This is a genomic window from Pseudomonas typographi (genome assembly GCF_014694385.1).
GTDB classification, from domain to species: Bacteria; Pseudomonadota; Gammaproteobacteria; order Pseudomonadales; family Pseudomonadaceae; genus Aquipseudomonas; species Aquipseudomonas typographi.
This window is the reverse complement of sequence record NZ_JAAOCA010000002.1, coordinates 177,072-194,645: the sequence shown is the minus strand read 5'-3', so window position 1 is coordinate 194,645 and position 17,574 is coordinate 177,072. Positions and strand designations below refer to the sequence as shown.

The 17,574-nt window shown below is 62.2% G+C and carries 16 protein-coding genes and 1 pseudogene; 16 read left to right on the top strand and 1 reads right to left on the bottom strand.

Annotated features, from left to right (window positions below; all coding sequences use genetic code 11):
• Positions 1-101 precede the first annotated feature (101 nt).
• From HAQ05_RS02220 to HAQ05_RS02180, 9 genes are all read left to right on the top strand, one after another.
• On the top strand, positions 102-1,154 hold the full coding sequence (locus HAQ05_RS02220; protein ID WP_190416954.1) for a cyclase family protein: 1,053 nt from the start codon (positions 102-104) through the stop codon (positions 1,152-1,154).
• A gap of 15 nt (positions 1,155-1,169) precedes the next feature.
• On the top strand, positions 1,170-1,871 hold the full coding sequence (locus HAQ05_RS02215) for an SDR family oxidoreductase (protein ID WP_190416953.1): 702 nt from the start codon (positions 1,170-1,172) through the stop codon (positions 1,869-1,871).
• A gap of 214 nt (positions 1,872-2,085) precedes the next feature.
• Positions 2,086-2,787, top strand: coding sequence for a 3-oxoacid CoA-transferase subunit A (locus HAQ05_RS02210; protein ID WP_190416952.1), 702 nt, complete (start codon positions 2,086-2,088; stop codon positions 2,785-2,787).
• On the top strand, positions 2,784-3,503 hold the full coding sequence (locus tag HAQ05_RS02205) for a 3-oxoacid CoA-transferase subunit B (RefSeq protein ID WP_420825736.1): 720 nt from the start codon (positions 2,784-2,786) through the stop codon (positions 3,501-3,503). The genes HAQ05_RS02210 and HAQ05_RS02205 overlap by 4 nt, the downstream gene beginning before the upstream one ends.
• Positions 3,500-4,378, top strand: a complete 879-nt coding sequence (locus HAQ05_RS02200) for an acyl-CoA thioesterase (RefSeq protein ID WP_190416950.1) — start codon at positions 3,500-3,502, stop codon at positions 4,376-4,378. Before HAQ05_RS02205 ends, HAQ05_RS02200 begins: the two co-directional genes overlap by 4 nt.
• Positions 4,379-4,514: 136 nt before the next feature.
• Entirely contained in the window at positions 4,515-5,801 is a 1,287-nt protein-coding gene (locus HAQ05_RS02195) for an MFS transporter (protein WP_190416949.1), read from the top strand.
• Between the two features lie 36 nt (positions 5,802-5,837).
• Entirely contained in the window at positions 5,838-6,116 is a 279-nt protein-coding gene (catC, locus tag HAQ05_RS02190) for a muconolactone Delta-isomerase (RefSeq protein WP_190416948.1), read from the top strand.
• Between the two features lie 97 nt (positions 6,117-6,213).
• The gene (locus HAQ05_RS02185) at positions 6,214-7,491 is read left to right on the top strand and encodes an acetyl-CoA hydrolase/transferase family protein (protein ID WP_190416947.1); all 1,278 of its coding nucleotides are present in this window, start codon (positions 6,214-6,216) and stop codon (positions 7,489-7,491) included.
• Positions 7,492-7,577: 86 nt separating this feature from the next.
• Positions 7,578-8,063, top strand: a complete 486-nt coding sequence (locus HAQ05_RS02180; RefSeq protein WP_190416946.1) for a GNAT family N-acetyltransferase — start codon at positions 7,578-7,580, stop codon at positions 8,061-8,063.
• Between the two features lie 191 nt (positions 8,064-8,254).
• Here HAQ05_RS02180 and HAQ05_RS02175 read toward each other — a convergent pair whose 3' ends face one another.
• On the bottom strand, positions 8,255-9,202 hold the full coding sequence (locus tag HAQ05_RS02175) for a LysR family transcriptional regulator (protein ID WP_190416945.1): 948 nt from the start codon (positions 9,200-9,202) through the stop codon (positions 8,255-8,257).
• 146 nt (positions 9,203-9,348) lie between these two features.
• Here HAQ05_RS02175 and HAQ05_RS02170 point away from each other — a divergent pair, with 146 nt between their 5' ends.
• The 7 genes and pseudogenes from HAQ05_RS02170 to HAQ05_RS28525 all read left to right on the top strand — a co-directional run.
• Positions 9,349-10,527 (top strand): MFS transporter, encoded by a 1,179-nt coding sequence (locus HAQ05_RS02170; RefSeq protein ID WP_190416944.1) that lies wholly within the window; start codon positions 9,349-9,351, stop codon positions 10,525-10,527.
• Positions 10,520-11,548, top strand: a complete 1,029-nt coding sequence (locus tag HAQ05_RS02165; protein WP_190416943.1) for an EthD domain-containing protein — start codon at positions 10,520-10,522, stop codon at positions 11,546-11,548. Before HAQ05_RS02170 ends, HAQ05_RS02165 begins: the two co-directional genes overlap by 8 nt.
• Before the next feature lie 111 nt (positions 11,549-11,659).
• Positions 11,660-12,010 carry a peptidase dimerization domain-containing protein gene (locus HAQ05_RS02160; RefSeq protein WP_190416942.1) on the top strand — a complete coding sequence of 117 codons (351 nt, stop codon included), beginning with the start codon at positions 11,660-11,662 and terminating at the stop codon, positions 12,008-12,010.
• Between the two features lie 812 nt (positions 12,011-12,822).
• Positions 12,823-13,572 (top strand): gluconate 2-dehydrogenase subunit 3 family protein, encoded by a 750-nt coding sequence (locus HAQ05_RS02155; RefSeq protein ID WP_190416941.1) that lies wholly within the window; start codon positions 12,823-12,825, stop codon positions 13,570-13,572.
• Between the two features lie 5 nt (positions 13,573-13,577).
• Positions 13,578-15,341 carry a GMC family oxidoreductase gene (locus HAQ05_RS02150; protein WP_190416940.1) on the top strand — a complete coding sequence of 588 codons (1,764 nt, stop codon included), beginning with the start codon at positions 13,578-13,580 and terminating at the stop codon, positions 15,339-15,341.
• Entirely contained in the window at positions 15,338-16,564 is a 1,227-nt protein-coding gene (locus tag HAQ05_RS02145) for a c-type cytochrome (RefSeq protein ID WP_190416939.1), read from the top strand. The genes HAQ05_RS02150 and HAQ05_RS02145 overlap by 4 nt, the downstream gene beginning before the upstream one ends.
• 571 nt (positions 16,565-17,135) lie before the next feature.
• Positions 17,136-17,441 (top strand): annotated as a pseudogene (locus HAQ05_RS28525) (transposase); the annotation flags it as partial.
• Positions 17,442-17,574 lie beyond the last annotated feature (133 nt).

The following is a 17,574-nucleotide window of genomic DNA, read 5'->3' as shown; positions in this document are numbered from 1 at the left end:
TTAAAAAGCAAAATTGTCTGTGCCTCACCGGTCTGGCAGCCTCACGGCCCAAGGCTCGGGCGTTCGGCTGAACGCAATATCCATAAAAACAGGAAGGCCTCATGACTCAACAGCGTTGGAAACATCGCCCTGAAGGTTCGAACTGGGGCGATTTCGGCCCCGATGACCAGAAAGGTCGGCTCAATTTGCTGACCCCCGAAAAAGTGCTGCAAGGCATCGCGGAAGTTCGCCAGGGCCTGGCCTTCTGCTTGAGCCTGCCACTGGATTACCCAGGCGGCAATGCGATGAACGTCAACCGCCTACCGCCGATCCTACGCCCACTGCTGCGTAAGGGCGGGGTCAACATGAACTACCAATATGACCGCATCGAGGCCGGCCGGCCGGACGTACTCAGCGACGACCTGGCCATCCTGCACCTGCAATACTCCACCCAATGGGACGCGCTGTCCCACGTGGGCGCGCTGTTCGACGCCGATGGCGACGGTGTGGCGGAGCCGCTTTATTACAACGGTTTTGCCGCCAATACCGATGTGGTGGGCCCCAGCGATATTGCCGATTGCGGCCTGCATGGCGAGATTGCCCCGCACAGCACCTCCTGTGCCCACGCCCTGGGTATCGAACGCATGGCCGAAACCTGTGTGCAAGGCCGCGGGGTGATGATCGACCTGCATCACCACTATGGCGATGCCCGCACCCATATCGGTTATGACGAACTGATGCGGGTGCTGGACGCCGATAACGTTCAGGTCGAGCCCGGCGATATCGTTTGCCTGCACACCGGTTATGCCGAAGCCCTGCTGGGCATGAACAAGCAGCCCGATGCCAAGGCGCTGGAAAACCTCGGCACGGTGCTCGACGGCAACGACTCGCGCTTGTTGCAATGGATTACCGACAGCGGGCTGGTCGCCATCGCGGCGGACAATTACTCCGTGGAAATTTTCCCCAACGGGCACGGCGGCGACTGTTGCTCGGTAATGCCCCTGCACAATCACTGCCTGTTCAAACTCGGCGTGCACCTGGGCGAGCTGTGGCACCTCACGCCGTTGGCCCGTTGGCTGCGCGCCAACCAGCGTAATCGCTTCTTGCTGACCGCCCCGCCCTTGCGCCTGCCGGGCGCGGTGGGGGCGCCACTTAACCCTGTCGCTACCGTCTAGGAAGGAGACACCTCAGTGCCCAAAGAACGTGTATTGATTACCGGAGGCGCCTCTGGTATCGGCGCCGCGATTTCCGAGCGCTGCTTCGAAGACGGCTATGAACCGGTGATTATCGACCGAATCGGCAACGGCTTAATCGCTGACCTCAGCGACTTGAAGGCCACCGCCCACGCGTTGCAACAAGCCTTGGCCGCCGGGCCGATCACCCGCTTGGTCAACAATGTCGGCATGGTTTGCCCCAACAGCGCCGAAGAGCAGAGTTTCGAAGAACTTGAACGGGTCTGGGCACTCAACCTGCGTTGCTCGTTGCAATGCATGCAGGCGCTGTTACCCGCAATGAAACAGGCCGGTTTCGGCCGCATCCTCAATATGTCGTCGCGGGCGGCCCTGGGCAAGGAACTGCGCAGTGCCTATGCGGCGACCAAGGCCGGTTTGCTGGGCATGACGCGCGTCTGGTCATTGGAATTGGGGCGCTTCGGTATCACCGCCAACGCCATCGGGCCGGGGCCGATCCGTACCGAACTGTTCGAAAAAGCCAACCCGCCAGACAGCCCGCGAACCCAGGCGATCATCGACTCGGTCCCGGTCAAGCGCCTCGGCGTACCCGCGGATATCGCCCAGGCTTCGTCATTCTTCCTGGATGCCCGCAGCGGTTTCGTCACCGGCCAAGTGCTGTACGTGTGCGGCGGCATGACGGTGAGCGTAGCCGGCGTATGAAACGCTGGGTAGCACAGCCGTTAATCGCCGGTTAACCGAGCCTTCCGAAGACTGAAATTGTGACACCGGCCGCCCTTGGGCAAGCTGATTCAGCCAGGAAGGGAGATGCGTCGAGGCCACGCACCCCGATGCGTCGCCCTTTCCTGGATCACCGTTGCTCACACCGGTGCGCCGGGCGATGGCGGTGGATGAATTCAAAACAAGGACAACAGCCATGATCGACAAGCTTTCCCCCAGCGCACAGGCGGCACTGGCCAAGATTCCCGATGGGGCGACCATCGCCGTGGGTGGGTTCGGCGGCGCCGGCATGCCAGATGACCTGATCAATGCGCTGATCGACCAGGGCGCGCGCAACCTCACGCTGGTCAGCAACAATGCCGGCCAGGGCGACACCGGCCTTGCCGCGCTGCTCAAGGCCGGCCGGGTGCGCCGCATCCTCTGCTCCTATCCGCGCATGGCAGGGTCACACGTATTCGAGGCGTTGTACCGTGCGGGCCAGATCGAACTGGAGATCGTACCCCAAGGTAACCTCGCCGAACGCCTGCGCGCGGCCGGTTGCGGCATCGGCGCCTTCTATACCCCCACGGCCTTTGGCACCTTGCTCGCCGAGGGCAAGGAAACCCGCACCATCGATGGGCGCAACTACGTGCTGGAATACCCCATTTGCGTGGACTACGCGCTCATCAAGGCGCAGGCCGGCGATCGCTGGGGCAACCTGGTGTTTCGCAAGACCGCACGCAACTTCGGCCCGGTCATGGCCATGGCGGCGAAAAACACCATTGCCTCCATCGAACAGCTCTGCGAACTCGGTGCGCTGGACCCTGAAGCCGTGGTCACGCCAGGGATATTCGTCAAGCACCTGGTGTTGCGCGAACCCTCGGCCAAGGCTGCAGCTTCTTTGAACCAGGCGGGATAATGATTATGGATAAGCACGTACGCATTGCCATGGCCCAGCGGGTGGCACGGGATATCCCCGAAGGTTCCTATGTCAACCTCGGCATCGGCTTGCCAACCTTGGTCGCCAACCACCTGCCGCGAGACAAAGATTACTTCCTGCACAGCGAAAACGGCGTGCTGGGGCGCTGGCAGGCGGCGGCCCCGGGGGAAGAAGACTGGGACATGATCAACGCCGGCAAGGAACCCATCGAGCTGGCCCCTGGCGCTGCGTTTTTCCACCATGCGGACTCGTTCGGCATGATGCGCGGTGGCCACCTGGACATCTGTGTGCTGGGCGCCTTCCAGGTGTCGGCCAGCGGTGATCTCGCCAACTGGCACACTGGAGCCCCGGATGCGATCCCCGCGGTGGGCGGGGCCATGGACTTGGCCATTGGCGCCAAGCGCGTATTCGTGATGATGGAGCACCTGGGCAAGGACGGGCGCAGCAAACTACTGCCTGCCTGTACCTACCCCCTGACCGGCCTGGGCTGCGTAAGCCGGGTTTATACCGAGCTCGCCACCCTGGACATCACCGCCAGCGGCGTGAAAGTGGTCGAGCTGATCGGCGACATCACCTGCGAACAACTGCAAGCGATCACCAGCGTGCCACTGGATTTTACCGCCGTCGTTTCCGACCACGGCACCCACCCTGAAGCCACGCCCAGCCGAGGCGCCCTGGCGGCCACGCCACGATGAAAAGCGATTGGCGCTGGGACCAGCGTGACCTGACCGAACTGCTTACGTTGGAATCAGCCGGTCGGCAAAACTGGCGCAGTTGCGTGTGCGACACCAATGCCAATGGGCGGGTCTACGGCGGGCAATTGCTCGGGCAAACCTTGTGGGCTGCTGCGCAAACCGTGGATGGGCGCAGCCCCAGCATGCTGCAGATAACCTTCTTACAGGGCGCGCGCCCGCAGGAAGCCATTGAGTACAGCGTCGAACCCTTACAAGACGGCCGGCGCTTGTCTACCCGGCATGTGTATGGGGTACAGGGTACGGGGTTGGTACTCAGTGCCAATGCCAGTTTTCAAGTGGCGCAGGCCGACCCCGGCAACCCGCAGCGCTTGCAGCACCCGGTACCAACGCCGGAAAGCCTGCCCACCCTGGCCGAACTGGCCGAGCGCTACCCGCACGATAGCGAAGCGGTGCAGCTACGTTTCAATGCCCGGCCCGTGTTGGACATTCGCCCGGTCCACCCCGAAGGCTATTTTGAACACGCCGCCGAACAGCGGGAAATCAGCTATTGGGTGCGCTTGAACCAAGCGCTACCCAGCGAGGGTTGCTTGCACCATGCCGCGCTCGCTTATCTTTCCGACAGTTGGCTGAACGCGAGCCTGGCCCCGCGCAAAGGCATGCTGGAGTTGTGGCAACACTATTACGTCAGCAACCTCAACCATACGCTGTGGTTCCACAGCCTGGCCATCAACGTCAACGAATGGTTGCTGTTCGTTAACGATGCGCTGCACAGCCTCTCGGGCCGCGGCCTGGCAATGACGCACATCTACCAGCGTGACGGCCGCCTGGTCGCCAGCATGGCGCAGGACCTTTTGATTTCGCCTCGCGATGCGTGAGCTTTAGCCAACTTGGAAGGCGGTGTTTCGCAAAGGCAAATGGGTGATACGCGCAAAGTGTCGCATGCTCCTGGCCATGGCCCCGCCACCCCAGGGGCACTCCAATAAAAAGAGTCAACACAAGAAGGGCAGTGCCATGTTCGAGTGGTATAAAACCGGCTCCTCGCAGGAGCGCAAGACTTTCTGGGCCTGTTTTTCCGGGTGGGCGCTGGATACATACGATGCGCAAATGTTCAGCTTCCTGCTGCCCACGCTCATGGCGGTATGGCAGATCTCCAAGGGCGAGGCCGGGGTGCTCGGCACGGCCGCCCTACTCTCGGCTTCATTGGGCGGCTGGATTGCCGGCATCCTCAGCGACCGCTACGGCCGCACACGCATCCTGATGTTCACCATTTGCTGGTTCACCCTGCTGGGTGCCCTGGCAGGCTTCACCCAAACTTACGAACAAATGCTGGTGGTGCGCACCCTGCAAGGGTTGGGCTTTGGCGGTGAGTGGGCGGTGGGTGCGGCACTGATGGCCGAGGTCATCCGCCCGGAACACCGCGGCAAGGCGATGGGCTTCGTGCAAAGCGGGTTTTCCGTGGGTTGGGCGTTGTCGGCCGTGATCATGACCGGGCTGCTGGCGTATCTGCCCGCGGAAACCGCCTGGCGTGTCGCGTTCTGGGTCGGCGTCATTCCAGCGTCCTGCGTGCTGTTCATCCGCCGTAACGTCAAGGATGCCCGGATCTTCAACGAAGCCAAGGCCAAGACCGAGGAAAAAGCCTCGTTGCTGTCTGCCTTCCGCCCTTCGGTGATCCGCCTTACCTTGCTCGGCGCCCTGCTGGTGACCGGCTTACAGGCTGCGGCCTACACCATCATGGCCTGGCTACCGACGCTGATGGTCCAGGTTCGCGGGCTCAAGCCGGGGCCGGTGGTGGCAACCATGCTGATCATGTGTGCCGGTGCGTTCGCAGGCTTCGTGCTCACCTCTTACCTGGCCGACCGTTTCGGGCGCCGCCCGGCGCTGCTGGTGTTCTGCGTCGGGGCGTGGGTGTTCACCGTGGTCTACATGCTGGTCCCGATGAGCCCGGCGCTGCTGATGCTGATGAGCTTTCCGGTCGGCGCCTTCGCCACCGGGATCTTTGCGGTGCTTGGCCCGTTCCTCAGCGAGTTGTTCCCCACCCACATCCGCACCACCTGCATGGGGTTTTCCTACAACCTGGGTAAATCCCTGGGGGCGTTATCGATCGCTGGGGTGGGTGTACTGTCCGAGCGCTTCGGGCTGGCCCAGGCCATCGGCGGCTTCTGCCTGGTGGCCTATGCCCTTTCGATTACCGCCGTGTATTTGCTGCCAGAAACCCGTGGCGTGCGCCTGGAAGATGTAGACGCGAAGTTGGGGGCCGAGGCTGAAGACCCACCCGCTCAGGTTTCAACCATCCGTTAAGCCATAAATAACAAGCGCCAAGCTGGAGTAGAAGCGATGCTTTATCACGTAAAGATGGACGTCAACATCCCCCGCGATATCCCTGCGGAAAAAGTGGAAACGATCAAGGCCGCTGAGAAAAAGCGCGCTACCGAGTTGCAAGAAGCCGGTAAATGGCCGCACCTGTGGCGCATCGTTGGGCAGTACTCGAACATCAGCATTCTCGATGTAGCCAGCAACGATGAATTACACGAGTTGCTGTCGAGCCTGCCGCTGTTCCCCTTCATGACGATTCACGTCACGCCGTTGGCCAAGCATCCCTCTTCGATCATTTGAAGATTACGGCGGCGCCAGGCCGCCGCTACCCACCGCCACGCTACTACCGTTGGCCAGTTGAACAGGGCGCGGCGGGGTAGGTTGTTGAGAATTCGCCATGCCCGAGCTACTGCACCTCGATTCGTTGAACCTGGCCAGCCTGGTCCGCCCTGGCGACACCGTGATGTGGGGCCAGGCCAACGCCGAGCCGCTGCCGCTGACCCAAGCCTTGATGGCCCAACGCAGGAAGATTGGCCAGTTCAAGGTGATGCTGGGCATTGCCAACAGCCGAACATGCCTGCCGGAACATGCCGACTGTGTCGAATTCCTGGCGTATTGCGGGGCCGGTTCCAACCGGGCGTTGGCCAACGCTGGCCTGTTGGGCATCCTGCCGAGCCATTACTCGCAATTGCCGGCACTGATCGCCAGCGGCGCCCTGCGCATTGACGTGTTGCTGCTGCAACTGGCCCCCGCCGATGGCAACGGCCGCTACAGCCTGAGCATCGCCAGTGAATACCTGCTGCCCGCCCTGGAACATGCCCGCGTGGTGATTGCCGAGGTCAACCGCCAAGCGCCGTGGACCTATGCAGAGCGCACCCTGGGCGCGGAAGATTTGCACGCGATCCTGTACACCAACCGCGCGCCGATGGAAAACCCGACCAGCCGCATTCGCGACAGCGATCAACGCATTGGCGCGCATATCGCACAGTTGATCGAAGATGGGTCGACGCTACAGATGGGCATCGGTGCGATCCCCGATGCGGTATTGGGTGCGTTGGGCGAGCACCGTGATTTGGGGGTGCATTCCGGCAGCCTGGGCGATGGTGTCGCGCGCCTGATGCAACGCGGTGTGATCACCAACCAGCGTAAAACCAGGGATCGTGGCATCAGCATTGGCGGCATCCTAATGGGTAGCCGGGTATTGCACGACTTTGCCTCCCACAACCCGGCCATCGAACTGCGCTCGACGCGCTATACACATGACGCCCAGGTGTTGGCCAGCACCGACCGGCTGGTGGCGATCAACTCGGCGGTGGAAGTCGACCTGACCGGGCAGATCAATTCGGAGGTCGCCGCGGGCAGCTATGTGGGCGCGGTGGGTGGGGCGCTGGATTTCATTCGCGGCGCGCAGCGCTCCAAAGGGGGCTTACCCATTATCGCGCTGCCTGCGACGGCGGGCAGCCACAGCCGGATCGTCGCCCAGTTGAGCGGCCCGGTGACCATCCCGCGTAGCGACGCCGGGGTAATCGTCACCGAGTTCGGCGTGGCCGATTTGCGCGGGCTGACGCTAGACCAGCGCAGGGCCAAAATGCTGGACATTGCCCATCCGGACTACCGTGCCCAGTTGCAAGCGCAGTTGGACCGTGACAGCAGAACTGACCTGGCCAAATCATGATGAATTGGGCAAGCGCTGACGCAGGTGGGACACAAGCGTAAGCACCGCGCCATAATGCCTCCAGGTACGGACCAAGGCCGTGAAACATGAAAACCCACGTCGTCGACTATGAAGCCCTGGGCCCGCTTCAGCGCCAAGCACTCGAACAGCTCGAATTGCCCCCTGAGCAGCAGCAGTATGTCGGGGGCATTTTCGCGGCCTTGCACGCCTTGGCATCCGCCGCGAAGGATGATGCCCGCGGCTTTGCATTGTTGGTGGATAACGCGCCGCGTGGGTTCTTCGTGCTTAAGCATGGGGCGCTCTTACCGCCCTGGGCAGACCCGGGCACCGCCACCTTGCATGGCCTGATGATCGATGTGCAGTGGCAAGGCCGCGGGCTGGGCAAACACTGTTTGCAAGCCCTGCCAGCGCTGGCCCGCACGCTTTGGCCGGGCGTCAGGCAGTTGATGCTCTCTGTGGACCCGGAAAACCGGCCAGCGCTTGGCCTGTACCTCAGCCTGGGTTGGGTGGACTGCGGCACCGCGTATCGTAGCCGTCTGGGATACGAACGGCGGCTAGTGTTGGCGCTGTGAACGGCCACCCTCGCCGCTTATGGATAGGCTCAAAAAGCGGGGGCAGCCAACGGCTTGCGGGTGCTTTCGCCGGAACGGAAAAGCGCCCTTGGCCGGCCGATGGGCATGGTGCAGCGTCGCAAGCCGGCCGCCGTGGCCGAAGAGGTCCAGGTCATCCATGCGGTTGAACGGCCGCATGCAGAAACGAGCCATCACGGCATCGCGCCTGCGCCATCGATGGATACGACCTGCCAAGGTGGCCGGGGTACGAACCGTTCAGCCAGCTCATCGACGACGCGCCGAACCTTGGCCAACACGTGCAGGTTCTTCTGCCAAACCGCATGGATCGGAAAGCCCTGGGTTCGTGCCTCGGGTAGCACCCGTGTCAACCGCGCGGCGGCCAAGTGCTCGGCCAACAGCCAGTCGGATAGCAGCGCGATGCCATGCCCGGCCAGTGCCGCGTCCAAGATGGCTTCGCTATGGTTCAGGCCCAGCCGCCCGCGCACCGCCAGTGGCTGGCTGCGGCCGTGGCGGTCGAGGAAGTGCCAGGGCCGCGCCTGCCCTCCGCTGCCGAAAGTGATGCAGGCGTGGCGGTGCAGGTCGTCCGGGGTTTGCGGCTGGCCGTGCCGGGCCAGGTAGTCGGGATGCGCCACCAGCACCGCCTGCTGCACGCCCAGGGACTTGGCAACCAGCGTAGCGCTGTCTTGCAGCGGCCCGATGCGGATCACCAGGTCGATGCCATCCTCGACCAGATCGACCCGGCGATCGGTCAGGCTCACGTCCAGTTCGAGCGCGGGGTGCTTCGCGGCGATCTCCAGCAGCGCCGGCAGCACCCAGCGGCGGCCGAAGACCACGGGCAGATCGACGCGCAAACGCCCGGCCAGTTCCTGCCGCTGTGCCGTCACCAGTGCCTGTGCGCCCTCCAGCTCCGCCAAGGCCCGCAGGCAGCCGTCGCCGAACTGGCGGCCTTGCTCGGTCAGGCTCAGGCGGCGCGTGGTTCGCTGGAACAGCCGCACGCCCAGCGTGGCTTCCAAACGGGCAATGCTCTTGGCGACTCCCGACTTGCTCATGTCCAGCCGCTCGGCCGCGAGCGTGAAACTGCCGGCCTGCACGACCTGCATGAAGACGGCGATGCCTCGGAACGGGTCTGGCGTATTCATGGCGTACCTATTGACGAATTATGATCAACTCTATTGCGACTCGTGGATCATATATCGAAACGTAATTCGTCAATAACATGTCTCGCTGGCGCAGCCTCCAGGGCTGCCGATTTTCCTGCGAGGCTTCGATGCCGCAATCGGCTCTCATGTTCACGTCCCGCCCGAACGGCGCGTTATTACTGCTAGCAACCTGCGCCGGGCTGGGCGTGGCGAACGTCTACTACCTCCAGCCGGGTTTGTCCCTGGTGCAGGCCGAGTTTGGCGCCAGCCCGGAACGGGTCGGCTGGTTGCCTGCCCTGACACAGATCGGTAACGCGTTGGGCATGCTGTTGCTGGCCCCGCTCGGAGACGTGCTGCCGCGACGGCGGCTGATCCTAGCCAAAGCGGTGCTGCTGGTGCTGGCCCTGCTGGGGGCCGGCGTCGCCCCTGGGCTCGGCTGGCTGGTGATCGCCAACTTCGCCGTTGGGCTGCTGGGCAGCATCGGCCAAGACTTCGTGCCGATCGCCGCACAACTGGCCCCCGACAAGTACCGTGGCCGGGCCGTGGGCACCGTCACCACCGGATTGCTCAGCGGCATCCTATTGTCGCGCACCCTGGGCGGTTGGGTCGCCGAGTCACTGGGCTGGCGGGCCATGCAGTTCGTGGCGGCCGGCCTGATGCTCGGGGTGATGGCGATCACCTGGGGCACCGTGCCGAACCTGCCGCCGGCCAGCCGCAGCCGCTACGGCGCACTGATCGCCAGCCTGTGGACCCTCTGGCGGCAGCATCGCGCCCTGCGGCTGGCTGTGGTGGCACAGGCGCTGCTCGCATCAACGCTGGGGGCGTTCTGGTCCACGCTCGCCCTGGTAATGGCGGCGCCGCCGTTCCACCTGGGCGCCGGCATGGCGGGCAGCTACGGCATCGCCGGCGCCGCTGGCGCCTTCGCCTCCCCGTGGTTCGGCCGCCTCACCGACCGCCGCGGGCCGCTGCCCACCATCCGCCTCGGTTGTGCGCTGGTGATCGTGGCGTTCCTCGGCATGGAAACTCTGCCGCCCAGCCTCTGGAGCCTGGCAGCCGGCGCCGTGGTCTTCGACCTGGGCGTGATGGCGGCGCTGGTTTCGCACCAAACCATCGTCAACGGGTTGGACCCACAGGCCCGTAGCCGCCTCAACGGCCTGCTGATGACCGGCGCGATGGCCGGTATGGCGGCAGGCGCCGCCATCGGCAACGCGGCGTGGGCGCAGGCGGGCATGCTCGGCCTCTACGGCTTTGCGGCAGCGGCCGGGCTCGCGGCCCTGGCCGTGGGTTTTTTTCACCCTATCGTTGGAGAACATCCCCATGAGTAAGACGATCGAGGAACGGCTGTTTCGCGCCCCATACCTGCACCCCCGGCCCGGCAGCGACCAGCCGCTCACCGTATTGTGCTCGCTGCTCTCGCGTGCCGACAACACACCGCTGCATGAGCGGCGACGGGCCGACAATCACCTGCTCACCGCTGCCGGGCGGGTTATCGCCGACCCGGCGGCTGATGCCGCTGCCAATGCCTTCGAGAGCAACTCGAATCTCAACTTCGAGCACTGGGGGGAGTATTGGCGCAAAGTGCATGGCGTGCGTTTCATCCATGCCGAGGAGCCAGACGATCGCAGCCTGGAGCGCCTGCTGCGCTATGACCAGTTACACCGCTTTACGCCGGGGCCAACCCACACCGATGCGCCGCCGTACCGTGCACCGGTCGATGAGCAGGGTAAGCTGTGGCCTACCGTCATCGGCCACATCGAGGCGTACCGGCGCCCACGTTGGGATGGCATCGCCTACCTGAATTTCGCGGGCCCCGAGGACATTGCCGTGGTGCTGGGCAATGCCCGGGTGCGCGAGAAAATCCTGCCCGAAGACCAGGCAATTTTCCGCGACATCGCCCCAGTGCTCTCGCGCCAGTACATCATCCTGCCCAGTGCCACCGGCAACGAGGCCGTGACACTGGTGAAGCTCCACGCGCGCGCCCAGGGTACCTGCCGCGAAGCCTTCCAGCAGTGGTGGTTGCATGAACATGCGCCGCTGGTGGCCGAACAGGCCGGCGGTTGGGCCCGGCGCTATGTGCAACTTCACAACATTGGGCCGACAGAACCGGGCCATCCGCTGTATCACCCGCAGGCCAGCGGTATTGACGGAGTCACGCTGTTGGGCTTCGCCAGCCTCAACGACCTGGAGGATTTTTTGCGCAGCCCCGGGCAGAAGGCGATTGCGCGAGACGAAGCACGCATGGCCGACCCGTCGGCGGAGCAATGGTGGACAACCGTCGGCATGGTGCTGGTCAACCGCATCGCACCTGAGTGCGCTACGGCCCGTACCGGGAGCGGCACAACATAGGCTGAATGTAACGAAAAAGGCCCTAAGGGCCTTTTTCAACGATATACCGCGCTACTTAGCAAACTCCAAATCATAATTTGGAGCGGAAAACGGGACTCGCATCTGGCGGCAGTGATTACCGAACCCTTTGGCGCGGACAACGGCGCGACGACTCACAGCGGCATCATGCACTTCGCGATTCATGTGATCGACCGCTTCGGGCACCTCAGCCAGCGTGAGAACACCGTGCACGCTGTGAACGAAATGGCGTTGCTGCTGCAGCACCTAGAACACATGACCTTCACGACCGAGCCCTATCCGCCGCTGCCGCGCCTCAATGTCGGCAGCGTCCTCAGCGGACGTGGCGAACATTACCTGTCAGAACCGCCGTACGTGCCGGACATCTGCACCATCGTTATCGATGTGCATTCATCCCTGGCCAGACCGTTGAAAGCGGGCCGGCCGGCGTACAGCGCGAACTAGACCTTATCAAGGCAGCAGATGCCGACTTCACTGCCTCCATGGAGAGGCCGCCACCGGACTTTATCAAAGGGCGCCGGCGCTTGGTGATGGAACCGGTGCACGTTACGGTAGATGCGCAAATCGTGCAGTCTCCGGGCAGCAGCTATAAAAACCTCACCGGAAAGCCCCCTACCCACATTGGCGCGATCTTGCCAGCGTGTTGCTCTGCCTGCGACACCGCTTGGTTGTGCAAATCAGCGCCGTGAACTACGGCCCGACCGCTGCGTTCACCGCTGTAGGGCCTGAAGGCGCATATGTCGTCATCAGCGAAATGCAAACCGTAGCCAAGATGCTGGCGCTCACGGCCGTAAGCCTTTGCCACTCGGCTCGGGCTGTGTGAAACATCGCAAGCGCGAGGCTGGCGCGCACGCTGGTTGGCCCGCGATGTGCCTTGAATTGATGGTGTCGAAAGCCGCGGATTTTTCATCGCACTTGGATTCACTTCCAAGTTGCGTATGTGCGTGTTGAGTCAGCGCTTGGGCTTTCAGCCATCGTTACCTTATGGGCAACAGTCTATTGCGATTTTTACCCGTGCTGGCCGGCTTAAAACTAATTAATCTATATAACAAGTAGCCATAACGCGGATACTGAGCTAAGTAGTTTATTATTTCACAGCAGGGAATGCCGCGCACGTTACCAAAAAGTCGCACCTTCAAAAAAAGCCGCCTTGCTCGTCAAGGTAAAACCGTGATTGACCGTGTACAGGCTTGTGTTCGCCGCGCCTTGGCGTTTGCGGTCAAGGGCGCGGGGCAGCCTGTTGCGAGGAGACTTGTATGATCGAGAAACCCGCAAAGGGGGTAACACGCAGGCAGTTGCTATTGTCATCCGCCACCACCGTTGCCATGGGCGCGGCGGCGACCGCTAAAGCGGCCACCATCGCAGGCACCCCGCAATGGGTTCCCTTCGACCACAACGGCCCCCTGCACTATGACACGCCGGGGTGGCAGTACTTCACCGACGAACAAGCGCGTGAGGTCGAAGCCATCGTTGAACAATTGATTCCTGCTGACGAACTCAGTGTCAGTGGCAAAGACGCCGGTTGTGCGGTGTTCATCGACCGCCAATTGGCCGGTGAATATGGCACGTTCGCCCGCTTGTATCAGGAAGGCCCATTTCAGCCCGGTACAGCGATGCAGGGCGACCAATCGCCCCTCAATCCTCGCCAGCGTTATACGCTCGGCTTAGCCGGGCTCACCAAATACTGCCAGGCCAACTTTAAAAAGCCCTTCAGTGGCCTCGGCGCCGAACAACGTGACGCCACCCTGGCGGGGCTGGAAAAAGGCACGATCGCGCTCGATGGCATCGACAGCCCGCTTTTTTTTCAACAAGTACTGGGCAACACCATGGAAGGCTTTTTCGCCGACCCTATCTATGGCGGCAACCGAGACATGGTGTCGTGGAAGTTGATCGGTTTTCCCGGGGCGCGGTACGACTACCGCGATTACATTGGGTTGCATAACCAAAAGCTTGATCTGGTGCCGCTCTCTATTGTCGGTAGCTCCGCCTGGACGCAGAAGGGTTAATTCGCATGGCCAAGAAACTACCTTCCACTGATGTTGTGGTTGTCGGGCTCGGTTGGGCCGGATCTATCATCGCCAACGAGCTGGCTGACACCGGCCTTAACATTATCGGCTTCGAACGTGGGCCATGGCGCGATACCGCCAGGGATTTCAACGTCGCGTCGGCTGCCGACGAACTGCGCTACAACCGCCGCCAAGAGCTGATGCTCAGAACCCGGCAGAACACCTGCACCATGCGCAACAACGCCAGCGAAACCGCGCTGCCGCTGCGCAGTTGGGGATCGTTCCACCCTGGCAACGGCACCGGCGGCGCCGGCAACCATTGGGCCGGTATCGCTTTTCGTTTTCAGCCGCACGAATTCCGCCTGCACAGCTACCTCACCGAGCGCTACGGCAAAGAGCTGCCCGCCGAGCTGACCCTGCAGGACTGGGGCACCGATTGGGAAGAGATGGAACCCCACTACGCCGCGTTTGACCGCTTGGCCGGTGTATCGGGCAAGGCGGGCAACATCAAAGGCACGCTGATCGACGGTGGCAACCCCTTCGAAGGCCCCCGCTCGGCGGAATATCCCAACCCCCCCACGCTGCAGACCTACGCGCCGACACTGTTCGCCGAAGCCGCGCGCAACTTTGGCTATAAACCCTTCCCGGTGCCCTCGGCATTGGTGTCGCAACCGTATACCAACTCCCTCGGCGTAAAGATGGGGCCGTGCACTTACTGCGGCTTCTGCACCAACTACGGCTGTGCCAACTACTCCAAGGCCAGTGCCATTACCACGGTACTGCCGGCATTGATTCGCAAGCCGAACTTCAAGGCGGTCACCAACGCCGAAGTGTTGAAAGTGGTGATGGACAGTACTGGTACCAAGGCCACCGGAGTGATCTATGCCGACGCTAACGGCGAGCAGTTCGAACAGCCGGCGGAGCTGGTCGTGGTGGCTGCGTTCATCTTCGAAAACGTACGCCTGATGCTGCTGTCTGGGGTGGGCACGCCCTATGACCCAGTCACCAATACCGGCACCACCGGCCGCAATTATGCCTACCAGACCGCCAACAACGTACGGTTGTTTTTCGACGACAAGAACTTCAACCCGTTCATTGGTGGTGGCGCCATCGGCATGGGTATCGACGAATTCAACAACGACAACTTCGACCACTCAGGCCTTGGCTTCATGGGCGGTGGTAGCACCCGAGTCACACCGATCGGCGCCGCGCCCATCGACTCCCGCCCGATGCCGCCGGGCAGCCCGACCTGGGGCAAAGGGTGGAAACAGGCCACGGTGAAGAACTACCTGAGCAGCATGTCGATTGGTTGCGAGGCCAGCAGTTATTCGGTCCGCGCTAATTACCTGTCGCTGGACCCGACCTACTCCGACCCCCATGGGCGGCCACTGCTGCGCATCACCTTCGACTTTCCGGACAACGACCGCAAGATGGCGAAATATTGCATCGGCAAGGTCGCTGAAATCGCCAAGAGCATGAACCCACGGGAAATCGTGGTGAGCAGCCAGCAGGGGCACTGGGACAGCAGGCCATACCAGTCTTCGCACATCGTCGGCGGCTTTATCATGGGCGCCAACCCGGGCACCAGCTCAGTGAACAAGCACCTGCAGGTGTGGGGCGTGCCGAACCTGTTCGTGGTGGGGTCCTCGGCGTTCCCGCAGAACCCGGGCTATAACCCTACGGGCACCGTGTGTGCGCTGGCCTTCAAGGCGGCGGATGCCATCCGTAGCCGCTACCTTAAGCGTCCAGGGGAGATGATCCCGGTATGAAAGCCTCCCTTTCGATGTGCGCCGGCGTGCTCGGCCTGGCCATCGGCTATGCCCACGCGGGCACCGGTGCAGACTCCTACAACCTGGTGGAAAAAGGCCGCTACCTGGCCACCCTCGGCGACTGTACCGCCTGCCATACCTTGCCCGGCAAACCGCTGTTTTCCGGCGGCGTGGTGCTGGACACGCCGTTCGGCAAGCTGTTGGGTGCCAACATAACGCCCGACCCGGTCCACGGCATCGGCCGATGGTCGTTCGAGGACTTTCAGAATGTCATGTCCAAGGGCCATAGCCCCGGCGACAAGCGCCTCTACGGCGCCATGCCGTTCACGGCGTATACCAAGGTATCCCGGGAAGACAACCAAGCCCTTTGGGCCTATTTGCAAACGGTGGATCCGTCGGACAACGCGGTGGAAACCAACCAACTGCCATTCCCGTTCAACGTGCGGGCGAGCCTGATCGGCTGGAACCTGTTGAACTTTACCCAGGGTGAATACCAGCCAGACCCGCAAAAATCGGCGCAGTGGAACCGTGGTGCTTACCTGGTTCAGGGTTTGGGGCACTGTGGCACCTGCCACACGCCCAAAAACCTCACGGGGGGCGACAAGAATGGCCAGTTCCTTCAAGGGGCCAACCTACAGGGGTGGGTAGCACCCGACCTCACCGCGAACAATCACTCAGGCATCGGCAGTTGGCGCCCCGAGGACATCGTTCAATACCTGAAGACCGGGGCGAACCGCTTTGATGTCGCCTCAGGGCCGATGGCAGAGGAAGTCGAGCACTCCTCCCAGCATTGGCAAGACGAAGACCTGATGGCGGTCGCGGTATACCTCAAGGACTTCGCCAACCCCGCTGAAGTACCGAAGCCACTGGCGGCCAACGACCCCACCATGAAGGCGGGCCAAGCGATCTACGCTGACCGTTGTTCGGCCTGCCATATTAGCAAGGGCCAAGGGGTAGAAGGCTTGTTCCCGACCTTGGCGAATGCGCCATTGGTCAATAACGCTGATGCGTCGTCAATGATTCGGGTGGTGTTGTCAGGGAGCCGTGCAGGGGCTACCGACGCTGCGCCCACCGCCCCAGCGATGCCATCGTTTGGCTGGAACCTCTCGGATGACAACGTGGCGGCCGTAGTCACCTATGTTCGTAACAGCTGGGGGAATGCCGCGGCGCCAGTGACGAGCAGCGAGGTGAAAAACTTGCGCGAGCAATTGCAGGTGAAGTAAGTATTGCTGTAGCGCGCAGGTTGGGCTGAAGGGTGGCGTTGGCCAGTCGCAGGCGTATGGCGCAATGCTGTTCCGCTGAGCGAGGCGGGCGTGTCGTGCGTCCGCGCGTGCGATTGGCGCTCGTTACGCCAACGCCACCCAGTGCCTACGACGACGGCGGCAAGTCGCTGTTGGGGCGCCCCGGACCTGTCAACCAGGCCTGCATAAGGAATTCATGCGAAGCCAATCTATACAGGAGCTGTGCTGGTTATGCAGCTCAGCGGCGAACTCTTTGATCGGTGCCGCTTTGTGCGTGGGCGGTGGATTTACAACTCACTAAAAGCTCAGATTCAGCGCTAGCCAGCGCACGACAAATATGGGACGGAGCGCACCGGGCTGCGACAGAAAGTGGGAACAGCGCGAAGGGAGCAGTGCTCGTGGAATCAGTGTCCATCAGCGCGAAATCGGTTCCCAAGTGCCCGTGAAATCCCCATGGCCTCAATGGCCGCCACTCGGACGGGTAGTCGCTCTGAGCTGCTCTAATGCCCCCGGACACCTCGATAGGTGGAACTACACCTATCGAGGAGTACCGATGAGCAAGAAATACAGCAAATTCGACGCCAGCTTCAAGCTGGAGGCCGTGAAGATGATCAAAGACCAGGATGAGTGTGGGTCAGGCCTGCCGAGATCTGGATCTGGGCGAGACGGCGGTTCGGCGCTGGTTCAGCAGTACGAGGCCGAGCAGCTTGGGGGTGCCGGAATCGGAAGCCGCTGACATCGGAACAACAGCGTATTCGCCAGCTTGAGCAGCAAATCCGGAAGCTGAAGATGGACAACGCTATCCTCGAAAAGCTACAGCCTTCTTTGCCCACGAATTAAAGTGATCGCCAAATCAGTACGAACGGCAGGAGGCGCAAAAACTATTTATCGAGGTGTCCTGAATCGTTAGACCACGACAGTTTGCCGTGCCGGACCGAGTGTCGGTGAGCGCCATTGTACAAACGCCGTCTCATTTAATAGAGGGGATTTGT